Raw genomic sequence first — 19,593 nt, 5'->3', positions numbered from 1 at the left:
TCTTCTTTTGCGTTCGTTTTATTCTATGAAATTCAATGGTAATCTCAAATAAAAAAATCCTCCGGGCTCTGGGAAAAGTCATCGCCAGAACCTGGGGGATTTTTGCTGCTCTTTTTCACTGATAGGTCAGGAATTATTAGCCTGTTTTGCCATGAACTCTGCTAGTTGCTTCTCTGAGGGCATACCGCTTTGGGCGCCCATTTTTGTGACAGACAACGAAGCCCCAAATGAAGCTTTCAATACAGCTGTCTCCAGCGGTTCCTTTTTAGCAAGAGTTGCTGCCAAAATGCCATTGAAAGTATCTCCAGCACCTGTCGTATCGGTAACAGCCATCCTAGGCGCTGCCACGGTCTTCACCTTCCCCTCCAGGACATAAGAGACCCCATTACTGCCACGAGTAACAATCAGCTGGGTTTCTTGTTTTTTTGACCAGGATAGCATGGCCGCTTCCACATCAAATGATTCCGTCTCTGAACTGGTTTGGACCATCCGTCTGAATTCTCGTTCATTTGGTGTGATGTAATCGACAAATGGTAACATCGCTTCCACTGCTTCGTGGTAGGGAGCCGGATTCAAAATAGTGATTAGCCCTTTTTCCTTGGCTCGTTTAAAGGCATCCATCACAGTCGCCGGGGGAATTTCTAACTGAGCAAGCAGAACTTGAGCTTGTTCCAGCACATCCTCTTTCAAGTCATCCGGTGTAACTAGCTGATTAGCTCCTGGCAAGACGACGATTGCATTGTCTTCTGGTAGCTTCATGATAGCAGCCGTACCGGTGAATGCACCAGCTTCCAATTTCACCTGACTCATATCGATTGCTGCCATGTTCATATGAATCATCAGCTTGTCACCAAATGTATCGTTACCAACTTTTCCTACCAACGTCACCGGAACGCCTAAACGACGGCATGCCACTGCTTGATTTGCACCTTTGCCACCAAAAAAATAGCTAACATTGTCACCAAGAACAGTCTCCCCGATACTGGGCATTTTTGAAACTTCCATGACGAGATCCATATTTAAACTTCCCAGTACTAGAACCTTCATTTTTGCGCCTCGTCTGCATTAAGACATTCTTCATCGGACAGTGTTCGAATCACGCGACAAGGGGTACCAAATGCCAAGACATTTGCGGGAATATCCTTTGTCACTAGGCTGTGAGCTCCGATTACTGAGTTTTCACCAATACTGACTCCCGGTAAAACGGTAACGCCCGCTCCTAACCAGACATTGTTGCCAATCGTCACGGGTTTGTTGAATTGGGCTTGCTGCAGCCGCAATTGTGGTGACAATGGATGCCCTGCCGTACACAAGCTGACATTTGGCCCCATCATTACCTTGTCACCAATCGTAATCTTCGTGTCATCCACTAACGTCAGGTGGGAATTAGCATAAACATTCTTACCAAAATAGGTATTTTTCCCCCAATTTGCCGAAAAAGGTGGTTCGATATATGAACCCTCCCCAAAATCACCTAACAACTGCTGCAAGATGGCTTGTTTTTCTGCACCTTTACTTGGCAAGGTATGATTGAACTGAAACAACAAGTCACGATAACGGGCCTGTTCCTTCAAGATTTCTTCGTTTTCAAAATAGATTTCGCCGGAATCCATCTGCTCTTTTATTTTTTCTGTCTCCACAAAACTCACCCTTCTTTTCTGAAATCACTTGCCTTTTTATTATAGCACGGGAAAGCTCCTCTTCAGCTTGAAAGGGTGATTTTTCAACCTTTGCCCACAACACATTTTTTACCAAATGAAAAAATACTTAACAGTTATCGGATAGAACAAAGCCTCTACTTTTCCAACAAAAAAACAGACAGTTCCTCGAATGAGAAAACTGTCTGCTTCTAAACTTCTAATCTGCTCGCAAGGCAATGGCCGCATCTTTTTTAGCAGCCATTCGTGCGGGAATGTGTCCACCCATGATCGTCAGAACTGTTGAAATAATCACTAGGATTACTGCATGTCCAATATCCAACTGTGCCACATTTTTTAGCTCCGTCAATTTATAAATTATAGAATTGATAGGGAACGTCGCCAGATACGCAATCACTACACCCAACGTACCGGAGAAGACACCCAAAATCGCTGTCTCTGCATCAAAGACCCGCGTGATGTCTTTTTTCCGAGCCCCCAAAGCTTTCAAGACGCCAATTTCCTTTGTACGCTCAATGACTGACGTATAAGTGATGATGGCAATCATAATCATGCTGGTGACAAGTGAGATACCAGCAAAAGCTACCAACACATAGGTAATCGCGTCCATCAAGCCACCAGTCAACTCAGTCATCGTTCCAGCTAAATCTGAATAAACGATTTTATCTGCTTTTGATTTGCCTTTGTTCCAAGCATCCAGATAGTCCAAAATCTTATCTTTATCCTTGAAGTTGTTAGGATAAATCATCATGGAATAAGGAATGCCACTAGCCCCCAGATAATCCAACAGATTGTCTTTGGCTGTCTGATCCAATTTTTCGTTAGACATGACATTCACATCACTGTCTTTTTGTGCTTTGACAATTGCTGAGTCTTGGTTGGTTTTAATGACTTGTTGTGCCAAACTGTCGCTATAGGCAATCCCTGGTGCCAAAAGGTCCATGGTTGCCGAAGATTTAACTCGTAGAATCCCGGAAATTGTCAGCTCTTCATTGTTCTCGTTTTGGTAAACAGCTTCCAAATCCTGATTAGGCATAAAGTTTCCTGTAGGTAACTGTGTATAGTATGCATCATTGTAAATCAGTTTGAGCTTAGTTCCTATCAGCTCATCAAAAGACAGTTCTTCTCCGTCTTTGACATCAAACCCAAGATTTTTCAAACCATTGATATTGGTATTGTTGTTTTTATCCACCACTAATACCAAATCGGTGTCTTTTTCCGGATAGCTGCCTGCCAAAAGCGAATAGTTATCTTTCAAAAAGTTGGTGCCGTCTTTTTGCAACTGCTTCGGAAATGAGGAGACGCCGACACCGGTTACAGAAGACATCATGGACATCATAGAGCCGGTATCCGGATTGTCCGGAGAATCGTTAGACAGTTTAACATTTTGGGCTTTGCCGTCTACTTCTCGCATCAAATTCAAATTCACTAAGCGGGTATAGCCAATATTATTGGACAGCTCAGGATCGATATCATTGATGTAATCCACATAAGACTGATCCAATTTATTGATGTGCTGTGCCTGGTCTGCAGCACTGGTTTTAGCAGTGATGGTCTTTTCTTTCGGGAAGTCAGCTTGCGAGGAGTCCCCTGTCATCGTCTGACGGTCCTCTTCGGTGGTAATCTTGGAAATAGTAATAGGGAATTTTGCCAAAGTTTCAGCCTGAGTCGTATCAATCTGCTTTTGGAACCCATTTGACAAGGACAAGACGATAGCAATTCCGATGATCCCGATACTGGAGGCAAAAGCGGTCAGAAACGTTCGGCCTTTTTTGGTACGAATATTATTGAAAGACAGATGAAGAGCCGTAGTGAATTTCATCTTAGTATGCTTCAGATTGAACAAGTCTGGTTTTGGCCGCTCTTTATGAGGATTGGAGTCGTGACGAATCTGTCCATCAGCAAACTCAATAATTCGATCCGCATATTGGTGCGCCAGCTGTGGATTGTGGGTAACCATGATTACCAATTTTTCCCGGGAAAGCTCTTGGATTAGTTCCATAATCTGAAGGCTCGTTTCAGAATCCAAAGCACCAGTAGGCTCATCACATAATAAGATATCTGGATCATTGGCCAGTGCCCGTGCGATAGCTACCCGCTGCATCTGCCCACCGGAAAGCTGATTCGGCTTTTTATGCATATGGTCTTTTAAGCCGACTCTGGTCAAGGCATCTTCTGCCCGCCGTGTTTTTTCTTCTTTTGAGACACCGCTCAGGGTCATCCCCAACTCAACATTGTCAATAATCCCCAGATGGCTAATCAAATTGTAGCTTTGGAAAACAAAGCCAATGGAGTTGTTACGGTAAGCATCCCAATCACTGTCTTTAAATGTTTTGGTGGACTTGCCATTGATGACCATGTCACCTGAATCATAGTTGTCCAAGCCACCGATGACATTTAACATTGTCGTTTTTCCGGAACCACTAGGGCCCAAAATGGCTACAAATTCCTGTTTACGAAAAGCAACGGAAACACCGTCCAATGCTTTAGTGGTAGTTTCTCCCACCGTATAATACTTTTTAATATCCTTTAATTCCAGCATGTGATCCCTCCTGTTTTTCTTCTTGCCGCGGATCCATATTCTGCTAAGTTGTCGCAATCCAGCTGTCTTCACAACGGTTCATGTCACAGAAATTATCCCATAATCTGCGGATTTTTTCGGAGATAATGCTCTCCTCATTAACAGGAACAGCATATCATCCTTTTATGAACTGAAAATGAAATCCAAGCGATTTTCATGAACTTGTATCATAACCGGTAAAAATGCTAAACTCTGAGTAACAAAATGAGTAGCAAATTTTTTCTAAGGAGTACACTTATGAACAAGATTCTGGTAATCGAAGACGAGCCAAACTTGAGTCGTTTATATGAGCGAGTCTTGACCGACCACCATTTTCAAGTGGTTACTGCTGAAAATGGAGAACAGGCATTGACTAAACTGGAGGACCATCATATTGATCTGGTCATCACCGATATTATGATGCCGGAAATGGATGGTTTCCAGTTTACTCATTTGATTCGGCAAAGCGGCTACGATTTGCCGATTTTAGTGATTACTGCCAAAGATAGTTTCGCTGATAAAAAACACGGCTTTCGTCTGGGAGCCGATGATTACATGGTGAAACCGGTCAACTTGGAGGAGATGTTGCTGCGGGTTGAGGCTCTTTTGCGCCGTGCCAAGATCGCCCACGAGCAAGAACTGACAGTTGGCAAGACAACCTTAAATCAACAAGAGCTGACTTTGACACGCGAAAAAGAAGTTCTCTGGCTACGGAACAAGGAATTTCAACTGCTGTATAAATTACTGAGCTATCCCAATAAAATTTTTACCCGTCAACAACTGATGGCTGAATTATGGGGACTAGACAACCAAAGCGATGAGCGCACAGTGGATGTCCATATCAAGCGTTTGAGAGAACAGCTGCAACGCAACCCCGATTTTGATATTGTTACCATCCGAGGTCTTGGCTATAAGGCGGTGCTCACCTATGAAGCATAAAATTTATTCTAAGCTGTGGATCTATTTTTCCTGTCTCGTCTTTTTGGCCTTGGTCTTCTTTTCTATTCTGATGGGAACCCTGATTCTTTTCTTGTCTCGTCAAGGGTTGATTCAACCCCGTGGAGACAATCACCTATTCATCATTTTCATTCTTCTAGCCTTCAGCGTATTGGTAGGAACCGGTTCTTCAGCAGTTGTTGGCCGTCGAATCTTAGCTCCTGTCAAAGAGCTCTCAGAAAAAATGAATAAAGTCGCTTCTGGAGACTTCACTGTGCAAGCCGATTCCGATCAGAAAATCGAAGAAATCCAAAATTTGTTCGCCGATTTCAATGTCATGGTGGCTGAACTCAGCAGCACTGAAACCTTGCGCAACGATTTCGTTGCCAATGTTTCCCATGAATTCAAAACACCCATTGCCACGATTCAAGGTTATATTCAATTGCTGCAACACGGTAGCCTCAGCCAATCTGAAAAAGCCGACTACTATCACCGCATCCTTGAAGGAACCCAACAGCTGGCAAATCTCAGTGACAATATCCTGCGCTTAACAAAACTCGAAACTCAAAACCTGCCCATCGAAAAAGAATCCTTCCGAATCGACGAGCAGATTCGAGAAGTTCTCTTGTTTTTACAACCCCGTTGGGAAGAAAAGCAGCTGGACTTGGATCTGCATTTACCTAAAACAAACTACGTCGGAAACGAAGAGCTCTTGTACCAAGTCTGGTTAAATTTAATGGACAATGCGATCAAGTACTCTAACCCCAAAGAAACCGTTACGGTAACTTTGTGCGACACTGACGAAGCATTAGTCATCCGTTTTACCGACCGCGGGACAGCCATCCCGGAAACCGAATTAAAACGGATTTTCGACAAATTTTATCAAGGGGACACCAGTCGCAAAACCGCTGGTAACGGCTTAGGCCTGGCTTTGGTACGAGAAATTCTTCAACTTCATGACGGTCGTGTCCAAGCCGAGCTCTTGCCCGAACACAAAACTTGCTTCACCGTCTTTCTCCCCCATCCGCAGGAATAAACCACCCTTCCTAAAAAGTCATTACAAACGGTGCGGTAAAATCGCTGTTTTTTCGCGATTTTACCGCTTCTTAGTGGCTTTTTTTCTCTTTTTTCTTTTTCTTTCCTTTCATAGTAACCTTCTCTTGATTTCTGCCGCCCCTATTTCCCTCCCTTTTCTGTTTAAAACCGCACAATTATTCAGAAAATTGCAAAATCAGATTGACTTATTCACTTGAATTCCTGTATAATTTAAAAAATATCTTTGAAATTTTGATAAAATATCCAGTTTTCTTTCAAAGATGCAATTTTGCTTTCAAAAATAGTGACACCCAGCCGCCTTGGAACCGTTGACCGGATCTGCACCAATCACCATCATTCATCGCAGTTTTGGCTCATCCAGATGAATACACCTGAAAGGTTTGCCGGAGTGATTGTAGTGAGACGCCCCATTTGGCAAATGCTGAATGGTTTTTTTGTCTATTGGGACATGGCACAAAACGCCGCGGATGGTCGAGGAAAAATGTTGGGTAGCTTTTATGAGGGCAAGAATACCAGACACGGGGGAATGAAAAATGAAAATGAAAAAGTGGACAAGAGCAACACTGTTGGCAGTTTGTTTGTTAAGTATCAGCGCCTGCGGAAATGCTACTCCTGCTAGCGACAGCAGCAATGCAGCAGCTGACGATGGAAAGAAAAAGGTTGGCGTCTTGCAATTGGTGGCTCATGCCTCTCTTGATGCATCCTACGAAGGTTTTTTGGAAGGCTTAGCAGAAAACGGCTACCCGGAAGACAAGATTCAACTGGATTATCAAAATGCCCAAAACGATCAGGCCAATCTGAAATCCATGAGTGAAAAACTGGTCAAGGCAAAACCCGACGTATTATTGGCAATTGCAACACCGGCAGCTCAGGCATTAGCCAATGAGACCAAAGATTTGCCTATTACAGTGACTGCAGTCACCGATTTGGCAGGAGCAAAACTGGTTGCCAGCAACGAAAAACCCGGGGGCAATGTCACCGGCACCACAGACTGGGCTCCAGTTGAAAAGCAAATCGACTTGCTTTTGTCTATCGTGCCTGATGCGAAAACAATCGGTATTGCCTACAATGCTGGTGAAACCAACTCTAAAATTCAAGCGGACGCAGCCGAAAAAGCCCTGAAAAAAGCTGGTGTCAATGCGAAAGTACTAACTGCCAATACCACCAATGATGTGCAACAAGTCATGACTAGTTTGGCCAAAGATGTCGAAGGAATTTACATCCCCACTGACAATACCTTTGCAACGGCAGCCCCCGTGGTAGGCGATGTCGCTAAACAAACCAAAACACCCGTCATCACCGGTTCTGTCGAACAAGTCGAAGGTGGTGCGTTGGCCACCTATGGGATTGACTACAAATCGCTGGGTAAACTCACCGGAAAAATGGCCGCTGAGATTTTAGATGGCAAAAACACCCCCGCCGATATGCCGGTCCAGTCAGCCACTGATTTTACTTTGGTGGTCAATGATGAAATGGCACAAGCACTTGGCATTGACAAGGACACCATCAAACAACCGAAATAAACACAGCCAAACAAAATAATTATATCGACCGGTACGACTGTTACTTTAGTAAAAAAAAACAACCTCGACTACCGGTCGAAATCTGAAAGATTTGGGGAATATTTATGAGTGTTGAAACGATACTGGTTCTATTACAATCGGCCTTTTCACAGGGAGTCTTGTGGTCTTTATTAGCTATCGGCGTGTTCTTGACGTACCGTATTTTGGATATCGCAGACTTGACTGCTGAAGGGACCTTTCCATTAGGAGCAGGCATTGCTGCACTGGCTATCACAAAAGGCTGCTCGCCATACCTGGCTTGCCTGTTTGCTTTTGGTGGTGGGGTTTTGGCAGGTCTTACCACAGGAATCTTCCATACAAAGCTAAAAATTCCCGCGCTGTTAGCTGGGATCATCACCATGACCGGGTTGTATTCAGTCACAAATCGCATCATGGGCGCACCTAATATTCCTTTACTAGGCAACAGCAGCGTCTATACCTGGTTTGAAGACTTGGGCTTGTCCAAAAACAATGCCGCGATTGCCGTCGGTTGTATTTTTGCAGCTTTGATAATCCTGCTCCTCTACTTCTTTTTCAAAACGGAGATTGGCTTGGCTATCCGGGCTACCGGCGACAACGATGCCATGAGCGAAGCCAACGGAATCAATACCGATACGATGAAGCTGATCGGCTACATGCTTTCAAATGGCTGCATTGCATTGTCCGGTGCACTATTGGCTCAAAACAACGGTTATGCCGATCTGAATTCCGGTGTCGGTACCATTGTCATTGGATTGGCTGCAATTATCATTGCCGAAGTCCTTTTCCGTAATTTGCCGCTTTTACCCCGCATGTTGACCATCGTCTTGGGGGCGGTGATTTACCGCTTTATTTTGGCAATCGTTTTCGAGTTTAATGTTCAGCCACAGGATATTAAATTGTTCAGCGCATTGATTCTAGTGGTTTGCTTATCGACACCACAAATCCGCAACCGCTTTGCGACTAAAAAAGCGGCTAAAGGAGGGGCACAAAAATGATACCTGTATTGGAAATCAGCGACTTGCACCAGGTCTTTGAAGCTGGAACAGTCAATGAAAATCACGTACTGCAAGGCATTGATTTGACGATGCAGCCAGGTGAATTCATCACTATTATTGGTGGTAACGGCGCCGGTAAATCCACCTTATTAAACAGCATTGCCGGCACCATCCCTGTTGAACAAGGAACAATTTTACTAAATGGGGAAAACATCACTCGTCATTCCGTGACCCGCCGTTCAAAGGCCATCAGCCGCGTCTTTCAGGATCCTAAGATGGGGACTGCCGTTCGTCTAACAGTGGAAGAAAACATGGCTTTGGCGATGAAGCGAGGTCAAAAGCGGGGCTTTAGTTATGGCGTAAAAACCAAAGATCGAGGTTTTTTCAAAGAACAACTAGCCCGTTTAGGCTTGGGCCTAGAAGATCGCTTAGGCGCGGAAATTGGCCTATTGTCTGGTGGACAGCGCCAAGCCATCACACTGCTGATGGCGACCTTGCAGCGACCGGAACTGATTTTATTGGATGAACACACAGCTGCTTTGGATCCGAAAACCTCTGTAACCGTGATGGAATTAACTACAAAGCTGATTCAAGAACAAAGCTTAACGGCCTTTATGGTAACCCACGATATGGAAGATGCCATTCGCTATGGCAATCGGCTAATCATGCTTCATCAAGGACAAATCGTCGTTGATCTGTCCTATGATAAGAAAAAAAACCTGACTGTGCCGCAATTGATGGCTCTTTTCCACCAGAGCAGCGGGGCTGAATTAACAGATGATCAACTGCTATTGTCCTGAAATTTAAACAGCAAAAAAGGTGCACTGACGTAAATTTCGACTGCCTCTGTCCGATTAACGAATTAATTGGGAGCAGTTAACAGCGAAATTTACGCCGGTGCACCTTTTAAATTTATTCCATCCTCTTTAGTCCTGAAGTTGCCACACACATTCTACGGTTACATGGCTCTGGATGGCCGCTGGATGAAGCTCAGGCATGCTGAATACCACATTATCAGCAGCTGACAGCCGCGGAGTCACTTCCGTCTGAGAAGTAAGCTCACTCTTGCCCTGACCATAGCTAATTGTCGCCAGCTCTCCCAACTGCTTACCCGCAGCAGCAGCTAAGACGACTGCTTTTTCGGTGGCATCTGCTACTGCCTGACGCAGCAGTTCATTTTGAAATTCTTTTGACTCTGCTACTGTAAAATTCAACTGTACTTCTGGTTTTCCACCAGAACGATCAACTGCAGCAATTACTTTTTGCAAGCGTTCGTTTTCAAAAGTAAATTGCAATTGTAGCACTTGATTCACCAGGTATCCTTTGAAGCGCTGCTGCCAGCGACCCTGCTCATCATTAAAAGATTCATAGTCACTGCTGACTGAAAATCGCTGTGTCACAATCTCTTCTTGCTTAAATCCACAGTCAGTCAATTCTGCTTCTAGCCTATTGATTTTCTCAGTGGCTTGCTGATATGCCTGTTCATAATCAGCCTTGGTCGTGTTAAAAATCAAGGTCAGTTCAATCTGATCTGCTTTTTTCTGCCCGCGACCTTCTCCACTCACACGAATCGTCCCCATCAGGCACCACTCCTTTTCTATTTTAAATTAACGGTGACCCTCTGGAGAAGTGCTTGCTCCCAGATACGGCCGCCTTTTGCAGCATGAGGCTTGGTGTTTATCATCCTGCTCTTTTGTTTCTTGCATCCGTTATTTTACATCTTACATCATGGCTCTGTTATATCTTCGCCGCGTTCATTTGAATCAGCAGCCAAAAAGGCAGCCAATTTGTCATCCAGCTGTTGATCATTTTCATACTTTTTCAGCAAATGCTCAGCAGTCGCTTCGTTTTTTTGTACATCTGCTATAAGGGCCTGTTTGACGGCTGTCACATTTTCACCACCGAAAAAATAATTCTCATAAAGAAAGTCAGCGATGATTAGTGCCGGTGACAAGTGTTGTTGATCTTCATCCGTGATTTCCAATGGCAGATGAACGAGGCGATCAGTCGGCATAAAATCAATCGCATAACCGTAGAAATAAGCATCCTCAGCCTGTTTAAACTTTTCTATATCATTGTAATCAGCAGGCTTTGGCGGGGTGCCTCCCGGAAGATAGCTGAAATCTGGATAAAAGCTCTTATCCCACTCATCATTGGCCATTTCGTTTTGCAGGCGGATGATTTCCTCTGCTAATGACGGTAACAGCGGACCTATCAATCGTTCTCCTTCTTCTGTAATAAAATAAGTGGGTTCTTTTATCTTCGCAGCTTCAGGATCTTCAGCAGCGCGATTTTGATAGACAGCTAACAACTGCGCTTCATTTCCGTACTCGCTAAAACTTTTGATCTGCAACCGCGCACCTGTCGCCACTTGGGACGCCGTTTCTTCTAATTGTTGAGAAAAGTCGGCCAGTATCGGTAAAAAGTCCGGACTGCCGCCTTCAGCGAAATGCCGCTCATAATATTCGCGGACTTCCAGCTTCTGGCTTTCAGTCAATCCCATGAACATCGTTTTTAATGTTTGTCCTGTCATAATTTCACCTCATCTGCTCTTTTACCCATTTTATCAAAATCACAATAGAAATACGCTATCAGAGGTTTGATTCGAAAAAGCCCCTGCTCCCTTTTCAAAAATGATACGACTTTTATCCTTTTCCAATAGTGTTGCACCGAGGAGTTGTCTAACAAAGCCAAACAACTCAGCTAGACAAGTGACTTTTTTATTGAATTTGAAAGCGTTATAAAACTCAACTAATTCAAGAAATACTCTATAAGGTACAGTTGTATAGGCAAGATAAAAACAGCTAAAAATCAGTTGTTTTTGTTTCATATTTAAAATTGGTATGTTACCATTTGATTATCACAAAGTGTAAAGGGGTTATCCAATCATGCAAAAAGAGATCGTTTTGGGGAAAAAATATGAAGTTAAACCGGCTGCTTTCCATCGTAATATCGTCGGGGTTGCTAAAGCACTGTCAAACGGCAAAATCGTATTTCAAATCGATTATTGTGATATTTGTGACCGGCAAACAGCCGCTGCTGCGAAAAACGAGGTTCTAGCAAGCTATGCTGATGTAAAAGGGGCGTTGGGGGACACTTGCTTTTTCAGCTGATCACTACATTTTTTTAGCCGACTTATAAAAGACTACGATAAAAACATCGCAACCAGATGGGATTATTCCCCGCTAGTTGCGATGTTTTTTTCATGACTATAATCTTTGCGCCATATCCCAGCTGCCTAACAAATACATCGCTCCCATTGCTCGATCGTACAATCCGTAACCAGGACGAACGTTGGTGGCATTCTCACCGAAGACATGTCGGCCATGATCCGGTCGAATATACCCTTCGAAACCTGAATCCGACAATACTTTCATGACTCCGGTAATATCTACTGTACCATCTTGGCTTCGATGAGAAACCTCGCTGAAATCCCCATTGAAATCCACCCGTACATTTCGAACATGCATAAAATGTACGCGCTGGCCAAATCTCTTCAACAAATCCACCACATCATTTTGAGGATCAGATCCCAATGAGCCGGTACAAAATGTCAGCCCATTATACGGACTGGGATTGACCGCTAAGAGCTTTTTAATATTGTCTTCATTGTTCACCAGCCGCGGCAAACCGAATATTGAAAAAGGAGGATCATCTGGATGGATCGCCATTTTGATATCATAGGCTTCACAAGTAGGTAGGATTGCATCTATAAAGTATTTGAAATTCTCTCGTAACCGATCATCGTCAAACCCTTCATAGGCAGCAAAGAGGTCCTTGATTCGAGACAGTCGCTCTGGCTCCCAACCAGGAAGCGTCAAGCCATGGCTTTCTTTTTCCACCATGTCTACCAGCTCTTGCGGATCGGCAGACATAATCTTGGCTTTGTCAAAAAACAGTGCGGTTGACCCGTCCGGCAGTGGATGAAACATATCTGTACGCGTCCAATCAAAAATCGGCATGAAATTGTAGCAGACAACCTTGACGCCGTTTTCCGCCAGGTTTTTCAGACACTCCTTGTAAGTTTCAATATAAGCATCCCGTGTCGGCAACCCCAGCTTGATATCTTCGTGAATGTTGACAGATTCGACAATCGTTGCTTTCAAACCATGAGCTTCAATATAATCAATCTCAGCTTTGATTTCTTCGTTGCGCCAGAGTTCCCCGGCCGCCTTATCATGCAAAGCCCAGACAACCTCTTCGACCCCTGGAATTTGTCGGACATACTCCAGCGGTATTGGATCATTGCCTCTGCCATACCAGCGAAAGGACATTTTCATAATATTTCCTCATTTCTGTGAGTTGATTTGAACACTCTCAGAAACCTCTGAAAGCATTTTTAAATTTTAGATTCGTTCCGGACAGCTATAACACGTATTATTCGTATCTATCTAAGCACAGCCTTACTTTTGAACGAGTAATTGAACCTCATTAAGCGCCAACTACTATTTGCTTTTCAAGAAGTTGCGACCTTTTTGATCACAGCTTTCACAGCGCCTTTTTTACTGCACATTTCTGTAAAGAAGGCGAGCACTGTGTCAGCCAGTCCAATCTGATTTAGATCAACCCCGAAAATCTTTTCATCTGACAAAAGCGCTTTGATTTTTTCAATATTGACCGGTGCGCCAAGTTCAAAGTCAGCAAACAACGGTGTCAGTTGATTCAAAAGTGGGTCTGGACTCAAAGTCATCGGCGTACCGGCATCATTGATTCCAGTCAAATACCGTAGCCACCCGGCAAATACTAAGGGAATGACCTGTAATTGAGTAACCGACAGCGTGCCAGAACGCAAATAGGCTTTTAGTGTCTCGCCGTAGCGCACCGACAGCTTTTGGGAAGTATCTGTTGCGATTCGTTGGGGGGTGTCGGGGATATAAGGATTCGGAAAACGAACCGTAATGACCTCATTGATGAAGCGTTTAGGATCGAGAATCTTAGGATCTACCACTACCGGCAGCCCTTCATCGTAGCCAAGCTTTTTGATAAGAGCCACTAAATCAGCATTCGTCATTTCTTCATGAATCAAGGTGTACCCTAACAAGCAGCCAAAGATAGCCAGTGCGGTATGCAACGGATTCAAGCAAGTAGTCACCTTCATGGTCTCAACTTGATTGACAGTTTGACGGTCAGTGAAAATCACGCCAGCTTCCTCTAACTGAGGACGACCGTTGGGAAACACATCTTCAATCACGAGGTACTGGGTCTCTTCCCCATTGACATAAGGCGCGACAAACGTATGTTTAGCCGTTTCACTTGGCGCCATGTCTGAAAGGCCGGCTTTCGTCAGCAGCCTTTCCACAGACTGGTCGGGACGAGGTGTGATTTTATCAATCATCGACCAAGGAAAGGTCACTTTTTCACCAGAAGTAACATACTCTGCAAAGCCTTGCGGAGCTGTGCCTTTGTTCACCCACTCTTTAGCAAAACGGGTCATAGCCTGTTGCAGTTTTTCTCCGTTGTGGCTCATGTTGTCCATACTGACCATCGCTACGGGAAATTGCCCCGCTGTGAACCGTTCAAACAGCAGTGCTGCAATTTTCCCCATATAGCTGACAGGAGCTGCTGGGCCATTTTTAAAATCTTCTGCTACCGCGGCTGTCAGCTCTCCCTGATTATCCGTTAAGCTGTAGCCTTTTTCAGTAATGGTCAAGCTAATCATTTGTAAAGATGGCGCCCGCAGAATTGCCTTTAAACGAGCGAAATCCGGAGTGCCGGTATCCATTTTCAGATAGTCACTAATACTGGCAAGAATTTCCTTGTCTACTTCTCCATTGCTTTTCAGCGTTACATTCACCGTCAAGTTATCAAAAGTAGCTAGCCGGTCTACAATCTCATAATCATACCCCTCTGCCACGATGATCCCTTTATCCATTACTTGATTATTTAACAATTGTTGAGTAACACTTCCCAAAAATCCTCGAAAAATATTGCCGGCACCCAACTGCAGCCAAATCGGCTCTTCGAAAGTAGCCGCCTGCACAACAGCCGGTTCGTAGGTCGGCAGCCAAAAGCCTTCCGCCGTTAACCGCTCTTTATGCACAAAGATGTCCTTATTTAAATTCATGATGCGTCCTCCTGAATTTGTCTACTTTCCCCTCACCCTTAGGCTAAGTTGAAATAAGTACGAGCATTCTCATAACAAATATTGGTAACCATTTTTTCCAAAAGCTTCATGTCTGCCGGATAACAACCACTGGCTACTTTTTTTCCAATGTAATCACAAAGAATCCGGCGGAAATAATCATGGCGGGGATAGGAAATAAAACTGCGGGAATCGGTTAACATGCCTAAGAAGTTCATCAATATTCCTTGGTTTGCCAATGTATCCATCTGCTTCACCATCCCGTCAAACGTATCGTTGAACCACCAACCAGCGCCGAACTGGACTTTATTCTTGATTCCTTTATTGTTTCGTTGAAAGTTTCCACATGTCGTAGCCACCAAGTCGTTAATCATTGGGTTTAAGTTATAAAGAATAGTCTGCGGCAGTTGATCCGTTCCATCCAGTGCATCTAAAAAGCCGTTCAGATGCACGGCGACATCCCCTTGGTCCAAAATCGAGTCACAACCAATATCTGGTCCCAATTCGCTGAAAAGACGCGAGTTGGCATTGCGAACCGCCCCAAAATGAATCTGCATGGTCCAGCCATATTTTGCGTATTGCCGCCCCAGATCCGTCATCATTCGTCCCTGCCATTTAGCCACTTCCTCACGGGATACAGGCAGATTCTTTAGCCCTTTTTGATAGATGGCTTCTACCTCCTCGTCAGTGGCCGATTGGTAAAGAAATTCATTGAAGCCATGATCGGAAATGATACAGCCATTTTCATGGAAATACTGCACTCGTTCTGCCAAAAAATCTGCCAGCTCTTGATAAGTGACAAGTGACTGGTGACTAACCTTGCGACAGGCGTCAATATAAGTGGCCAACCCTTTCTGGATATTCAAGATCGGATCCGGTCGAAAAGAAGGCGCCACAACAAACGACTCTGTTTCACGAATCTTTTTATGGTAGTTCAGATCACTCAAAAGATCATCTGTCGTCCCAATAAAGCGAACATCTGACTGTTTGATCAACGTTTTTGTCGTATACGCTTTTTCTGCCAACATTCGATTACAGGTTTCGTAGATCTCTTGAGCGGAATCACGAGTTAAAAGCGCAGTGATGCCGAAGTATTCCTTTAACTCCAGATGTGTCCAATGATACAGCGGATTGCCTAACAGCTGCTCCACCGTCTCAGCCCAAGCTAAAAATTTGTCCCAGTCCGACCCTGAGCCAGTGATTAATTCTTCTGGGATTCCATTGGCCCGCATCGCCCGCCATTTATAATGATCCCCACCCAACCAAAGATCCGTAATCGAAGTAAATCGATGATCTTCGGCAATAAGCGCTGGTTCCAAGTGACAATGGTAGTCAATGATTGGCAAATTCTTCGCGGTCTTATGATAGAGTGCTTGACCGATTTCCGTCGTTAATAAAAAATTTTCATGGATAAACATGAAACCACCTCTATGCTTTCTTTAAACTGATATATTAGTATCATATAACTCGAAATGGTAGAATGCAAGGGTTTTCGTAAAATATAAATGAACAGAGATTTACTAGATCTTCAGGAAAAAAATATTTCTGAAAAAAATCAAAAAAAGTATTGAAATATTACTGTAAGACAGGTATACTCTTTTAAGTAAGTGACAAACAAATATGTCGTTTGTGTTATTTTGCCGGCGTGGCGGAATTGGCAGACGCGCTGGACTCAAAATCCAGTGCCCGTTGAGGGCGTGCCGGTTCGACCCCGGCCGCCGGTATTGACTTCCATCGTTTATCGATGGAAGTTTTTTTGCATACTCTAAACTTTCAAATAAGGCCAAGTGTTTTTTGAATATAAAGATAGTCCGGTAGATCTTAGAAACATCCGCCGACCAGCGACTCTTGAGGACGTCGCCAAAGCTCAGCTGCCAAAAGAGGTATCTTATGAATAAGAAAATTACAACATTGTGATCGTCATCTTGGCAATGGTCTCTATTCTAATGGTGGCACTGGATTTCTCCTCTACCACCTCATTGGCCCAGCAACCTTTTGTGGCCATCAATAATCTCATTTTAATAGCTTTTGCCTTCGATTATTTCTATCGCTTTGCAAAGTCCAATAAAAAAGGAAATTTTACGTTACAAATATTTTTGACTTGTTAGCGATTATTCCATTTGACGCTATCTTCTCTTTTTTCAAGATAGTGAGGATTTTCCGAATAGCAAGAATCAGCCGCTTCTCTCGTTTAAGCAGGTTAGTTGGGGTTACTGGAAAACTTACCAAAAAGATTTCAACCTTTCTGAACACACGAAATTTCACAAAAGTTTTATATGCGTCAGCTGTTCTAATTACCCTATCTGCAGCCTTGTATTCTTACGCTGAGAACGCTCCCTTCATCGATTCCTTCTGGTGGGCCCTGGTTACAGTAACAACTGTGGGCTATGAGGATATTTCCCCTCACAGTCCACTTGGAAAATTTGCAGCCATTTTGTTGATGTTTCTAGGCATCGGTTTTATCGGTCTCCTCACTTCTACAATCACTGATTATTTCAATAAACAAGATGAAGAAAAGGAAGATGATCACGTCCAAGAAAAGTTGGATGAACTTCTGAAGCAAATGGAAATTCTTCAAAAGAAAATCGATGATTTGGAAAAGTAAATGTAGAACGTATGCTATTTGGCATAGAAGTTCAAGACCAAAGAATATCATTGATTAATTTAACTATTGCAGAGCCTAAATTGAACCATTATTGATTGCGCCTGGCAGGTATCCTTGCCATGACTTTTTTTATTGAGCCAATCAAAACTACCCGTGTAAACGGGTGGTTTGCTCTGTGGCTGGAAGCCTCTTTTACCGGTCACGACCTGAAAGGCCCTCTGAGTAATCTCCCTCCCGCACCACTATTTCACACTGATTCTAAACGAATCTTCCTCTGCTCACTCTAGTTCTTTCTTTTACGATTTTTTTCTCCTGTAAATAGATCATGTTCTTCAAACAGGGTTAATTGATTTGCTACGTAATCTTCTTTAAGCTGATTTCGAATATCTTCTTCGATTACTTTTTGTTGGTTCTATGATATTTGGTGTTGTTACTCTCAAACGAGTAAGGACACCAAATATTTTTTTATAACAAAAAGACACTTGGTTGTCCTATAATTAAATCGCCAAACCCAATCATAGGAGGATAACCAAATGTCCATAGCTAAGAATATCAAATGTACGGATGAAAAGACAAGTCTTTCCATCAAACAAATTCTGAATATCAAGGATTCACATATTACCTTTTCAGAAGAGGCGATTAGTAAAGCAATCATCCATGGCCATATGGCCAATGTATTTACTGGCGTATTAACTGGAGAAGCGCATCGGTGTGAATATTGTGGGGAGGATTCTGTCATTCGCCACGCCTATCAAGAAAGTTGGATTCAATTGCTTCCGTATCAAGAAGTCCCCACTTATCTACACCTGTATAAACAGCGGTTTCGTTGCACCCAGTGCCATCATACTTTTTCTGCTAAAGCCTACTATGTAGCGGAAAATTGTTACATTTCGCAAGCCTTAAAATTTGCGATTGCTGTGGATTTGAAAAAGAAGGTTTCGATGAAGGATATTGCACAGCGGTATTTTGTTTCCACAAAAACCGTTGAGCGTGTCTTAGACAGCTTCTTTAAGGAACCTCGTAAAAAACCCAATTCTCTTCCCAAACATCTTCTAATTGATGAATTTAAAGGAACGAGTGATTGTGAAGGCGCTATGTGTTTTATTATCAGCGATGCGGACACTGGTAAAATCTTTGATATCCTAGATGACCGACGCAACTTCAAATTACGGGTATACTTCCAACGATTTTCCTTAAAAGTTAGGCAACGAGTCACACACATTGTGATGGATATGAACGCCTCTTACGATACAGTGACTAAAGATGTCTTTCCAAATGCGCGACTCTCTATCGATCGCTTCCACGTCATCCAACAAATTACACGCGCCTTCAATAATCAACGAATTCAGGCAATGAACCAGCTAAAGAAAAGTGATCCACAGGATCAAAAAGATTACCGAAAGTTGAAAAAGTATTGGCGAACGATTTTGAAGAAAAATACAAAGTTAAATTATACCGCCTTCAAGCAATTTCCGCTCTTTCAAAGGAAATACGTAACCGAATCCTAGGTGCTTGATTACCTACTGTCTATAGATGACCAACTACGATAAAGCTACGAGATCTATCAAGAGTTATTGGCTGCTTTTGATGCAAAAAATGCCACCGAATTCTTCAATTTGATTGAAGAATTACCACATACCATGAATGCTAGCTTTAAAAAAGCCATTCGTTACCTGATAAAGCACAAAGAAGCCATCACAAACTCTTTAAAATCCCCCTATTCCAATGGAAAACTAGAAGGAAAAAACAACCTTATCAAAGTCATCAAAAGAATAGCATTTGGATTCCGGACTTTCCGTCACCTTCGGATGCGCGTTCTGATCCAGCAAAATATCTGTGAAATCATTTAATAACACAAAAAAGGAAATGCCGAAGCACTTCCTAAAGTGTGATTTGATCAAAACAACATCATTTGACAAAGAGCCTTTTTGTTTCGTCCTACCGTATCCATATAAAATCCTCGACACCTTCAAAACGCACAAAAAAACGGCTCTTCGTCAAATAGTGTTGGTGAGTTCAAATTGAATGAGTGAATGAGCTCAGGCAGGAAAAAATTCTTGCCTGAGCGCTTTTTTATTTTTCGCTCTTTCTTAAACAAAAATCAGCCCTTGGATGATGTAGATTCTTGAGCGAAAATTCAGGAAGTTCCGATATCCA

At 43.2% G+C, this 19,593-nt stretch carries 16 protein-coding genes, 1 tRNA gene and 2 pseudogenes; 9 read left to right on the top strand and 10 right to left on the bottom strand.

The features are described 5' to 3' along the window. Nucleotides 1-126: 126 nt before the first annotated feature. The 3 genes from BAU14_RS12585 to BAU14_RS12575 form a co-directional block, all read right to left on the bottom strand. Nucleotides 127-1,047 (bottom strand): ribokinase, encoded by a 921-nt coding sequence (locus tag BAU14_RS12585; RefSeq protein ID WP_161900457.1) that lies wholly within the window; start codon nucleotides 1,045-1,047, stop codon nucleotides 127-129. Further along, nucleotides 1,044-1,640 (bottom strand): sugar O-acetyltransferase, encoded by a 597-nt coding sequence (locus BAU14_RS12580; protein ID WP_237580469.1) that lies wholly within the window; start codon nucleotides 1,638-1,640, stop codon nucleotides 1,044-1,046. The genes BAU14_RS12585 and BAU14_RS12580 overlap by 4 nt, the downstream gene beginning before the upstream one ends. A 217-nt stretch (nucleotides 1,641-1,857) precedes the next feature. Beyond that, a complete protein-coding gene (locus tag BAU14_RS12575) occupies nucleotides 1,858-4,200 on the bottom strand; it encodes an ABC transporter ATP-binding protein/permease (RefSeq protein ID WP_161900456.1) in 2,343 nt (780 codons plus the stop codon). 276 nt (nucleotides 4,201-4,476) lie between these two features. On the opposite strand from BAU14_RS12575, the gene BAU14_RS12570 reads away from it, so the two are divergent. The 5 genes from BAU14_RS12570 to BAU14_RS12550 all read left to right on the top strand — a co-directional run bounded on the left by BAU14_RS12570 (nucleotide 4,477) and on the right by BAU14_RS12550 (nucleotide 9,549). After that, complete coding sequence (locus tag BAU14_RS12570; protein ID WP_161900455.1) at nucleotides 4,477-5,157, top strand: response regulator transcription factor; 681 nt, start codon at nucleotides 4,477-4,479, stop codon at nucleotides 5,155-5,157. Next, nucleotides 5,147-6,190 carry a HAMP domain-containing sensor histidine kinase gene (locus BAU14_RS12565; RefSeq protein WP_161900454.1) on the top strand — a complete coding sequence of 348 codons (1,044 nt, stop codon included), beginning with the start codon at nucleotides 5,147-5,149 and terminating at the stop codon, nucleotides 6,188-6,190. Before BAU14_RS12570 ends, BAU14_RS12565 begins: the two co-directional genes overlap by 11 nt. 553 nt (nucleotides 6,191-6,743) lie before the next feature. Then, nucleotides 6,744-7,733, top strand: coding sequence for an ABC transporter substrate-binding protein (locus BAU14_RS12560; protein WP_161900453.1), 990 nt, complete (start codon nucleotides 6,744-6,746; stop codon nucleotides 7,731-7,733). 104 nt (nucleotides 7,734-7,837) lie between these two features. Beyond that, complete coding sequence (locus BAU14_RS12555; RefSeq protein ID WP_161900452.1) at nucleotides 7,838-8,749, top strand: ABC transporter permease; 912 nt, start codon at nucleotides 7,838-7,840, stop codon at nucleotides 8,747-8,749. Beyond that, nucleotides 8,746-9,549, top strand: a complete 804-nt coding sequence (locus BAU14_RS12550; RefSeq protein WP_161900451.1) for an ABC transporter ATP-binding protein — start codon at nucleotides 8,746-8,748, stop codon at nucleotides 9,547-9,549. Before BAU14_RS12555 ends, BAU14_RS12550 begins: the two co-directional genes overlap by 4 nt. A gap of 126 nt (nucleotides 9,550-9,675) precedes the next feature. On the opposite strand, the gene BAU14_RS12545 is transcribed toward BAU14_RS12550, so the two are convergent. The 3 genes from BAU14_RS12545 to BAU14_RS12535 all read right to left on the bottom strand — a co-directional run bounded on the left by BAU14_RS12545 (nucleotide 9,676) and on the right by BAU14_RS12535 (nucleotide 11,579). After that, nucleotides 9,676-10,329 (bottom strand): SIMPL domain-containing protein, encoded by a 654-nt coding sequence (locus BAU14_RS12545; protein ID WP_161900450.1) that lies wholly within the window; start codon nucleotides 10,327-10,329, stop codon nucleotides 9,676-9,678. A gap of 146 nt (nucleotides 10,330-10,475) precedes the next feature. Continuing rightward, the gene (locus BAU14_RS12540) at nucleotides 10,476-11,282 is read right to left on the bottom strand and encodes a hypothetical protein (protein WP_161900449.1); all 807 of its coding nucleotides are present in this window, start codon (nucleotides 11,280-11,282) and stop codon (nucleotides 10,476-10,478) included. A 39-nt stretch (nucleotides 11,283-11,321) separates the two neighbouring features. Further along, nucleotides 11,322-11,579: a hypothetical protein gene (locus BAU14_RS12535; protein ID WP_161900448.1), complete on the bottom strand. Its 258-nt coding sequence runs from the start codon at nucleotides 11,577-11,579 to the stop codon at nucleotides 11,322-11,324. A gap of 58 nt (nucleotides 11,580-11,637) precedes the next feature. Between BAU14_RS12535 and BAU14_RS12530 the strand changes: the two genes are divergently transcribed. Beyond that, nucleotides 11,638-11,862, top strand: a complete 225-nt coding sequence (locus tag BAU14_RS12530; protein ID WP_161900447.1) for a hypothetical protein — start codon at nucleotides 11,638-11,640, stop codon at nucleotides 11,860-11,862. A gap of 96 nt (nucleotides 11,863-11,958) precedes the next feature. Here BAU14_RS12530 and uxuA read toward each other — a convergent pair whose 3' ends face one another. From uxuA to uxaC, 3 genes are all read right to left on the bottom strand, one after another. Further along, nucleotides 11,959-13,029 carry a mannonate dehydratase gene (uxuA, locus tag BAU14_RS12525; RefSeq protein ID WP_161900446.1) on the bottom strand — a complete coding sequence of 357 codons (1,071 nt, stop codon included), beginning with the start codon at nucleotides 13,027-13,029 and terminating at the stop codon, nucleotides 11,959-11,961. Between the two features lie 176 nt (nucleotides 13,030-13,205). Continuing rightward, nucleotides 13,206-14,813 (bottom strand): mannitol dehydrogenase family protein, encoded by a 1,608-nt coding sequence (locus tag BAU14_RS12520; RefSeq protein ID WP_161900445.1) that lies wholly within the window; start codon nucleotides 14,811-14,813, stop codon nucleotides 13,206-13,208. A gap of 38 nt (nucleotides 14,814-14,851) precedes the next feature. Then, nucleotides 14,852-16,249, bottom strand: a complete 1,398-nt coding sequence (gene uxaC / locus BAU14_RS12515; RefSeq protein WP_161900444.1) for a glucuronate isomerase — start codon at nucleotides 16,247-16,249, stop codon at nucleotides 14,852-14,854. A 221-nt stretch (nucleotides 16,250-16,470) separates the two neighbouring features. Between uxaC and BAU14_RS12510 the strand changes: the two genes are divergently transcribed. Together BAU14_RS12510 and BAU14_RS12505 are read left to right on the top strand one after the other, a co-directional pair. After that, a tRNA-Leu gene (locus tag BAU14_RS12510) sits at nucleotides 16,471-16,555 on the top strand. A gap of 377 nt (nucleotides 16,556-16,932) precedes the next feature. After that, on the top strand, nucleotides 16,933-17,436 hold the full coding sequence (locus BAU14_RS12505) for a potassium channel family protein (RefSeq protein ID WP_161900443.1): 504 nt from the start codon (nucleotides 16,933-16,935) through the stop codon (nucleotides 17,434-17,436). Between the two features lie 283 nt (nucleotides 17,437-17,719). On the opposite strand, the pseudogene BAU14_RS14405 reads toward BAU14_RS12505, so the two are convergent. Beyond that, a pseudogene (locus BAU14_RS14405) lies at nucleotides 17,720-17,833 on the bottom strand (IS200/IS605 family transposase); the annotation flags it as partial. 136 nt (nucleotides 17,834-17,969) lie between these two features. On the opposite strand from BAU14_RS14405, the pseudogene BAU14_RS12495 reads away from it, so the two are divergent. Beyond that, nucleotides 17,970-19,286: pseudogene (locus BAU14_RS12495) on the top strand (ISL3 family transposase). Nucleotides 19,287-19,593: the final 307 nt, after the last annotated feature.

Origin of the sequence: Candidatus Enterococcus leclercqii (genome assembly GCF_009933135.1) — a bacterium.
In the GTDB taxonomy this organism is placed as follows: Bacteria; Bacillota; Bacilli; order Lactobacillales; family Enterococcaceae; genus Enterococcus_C; species Enterococcus_C leclercqii.
The sequence above is the reverse complement of the archived record's forward strand: the minus strand, read 5'-3'. Positions and strand labels throughout refer to the sequence as shown.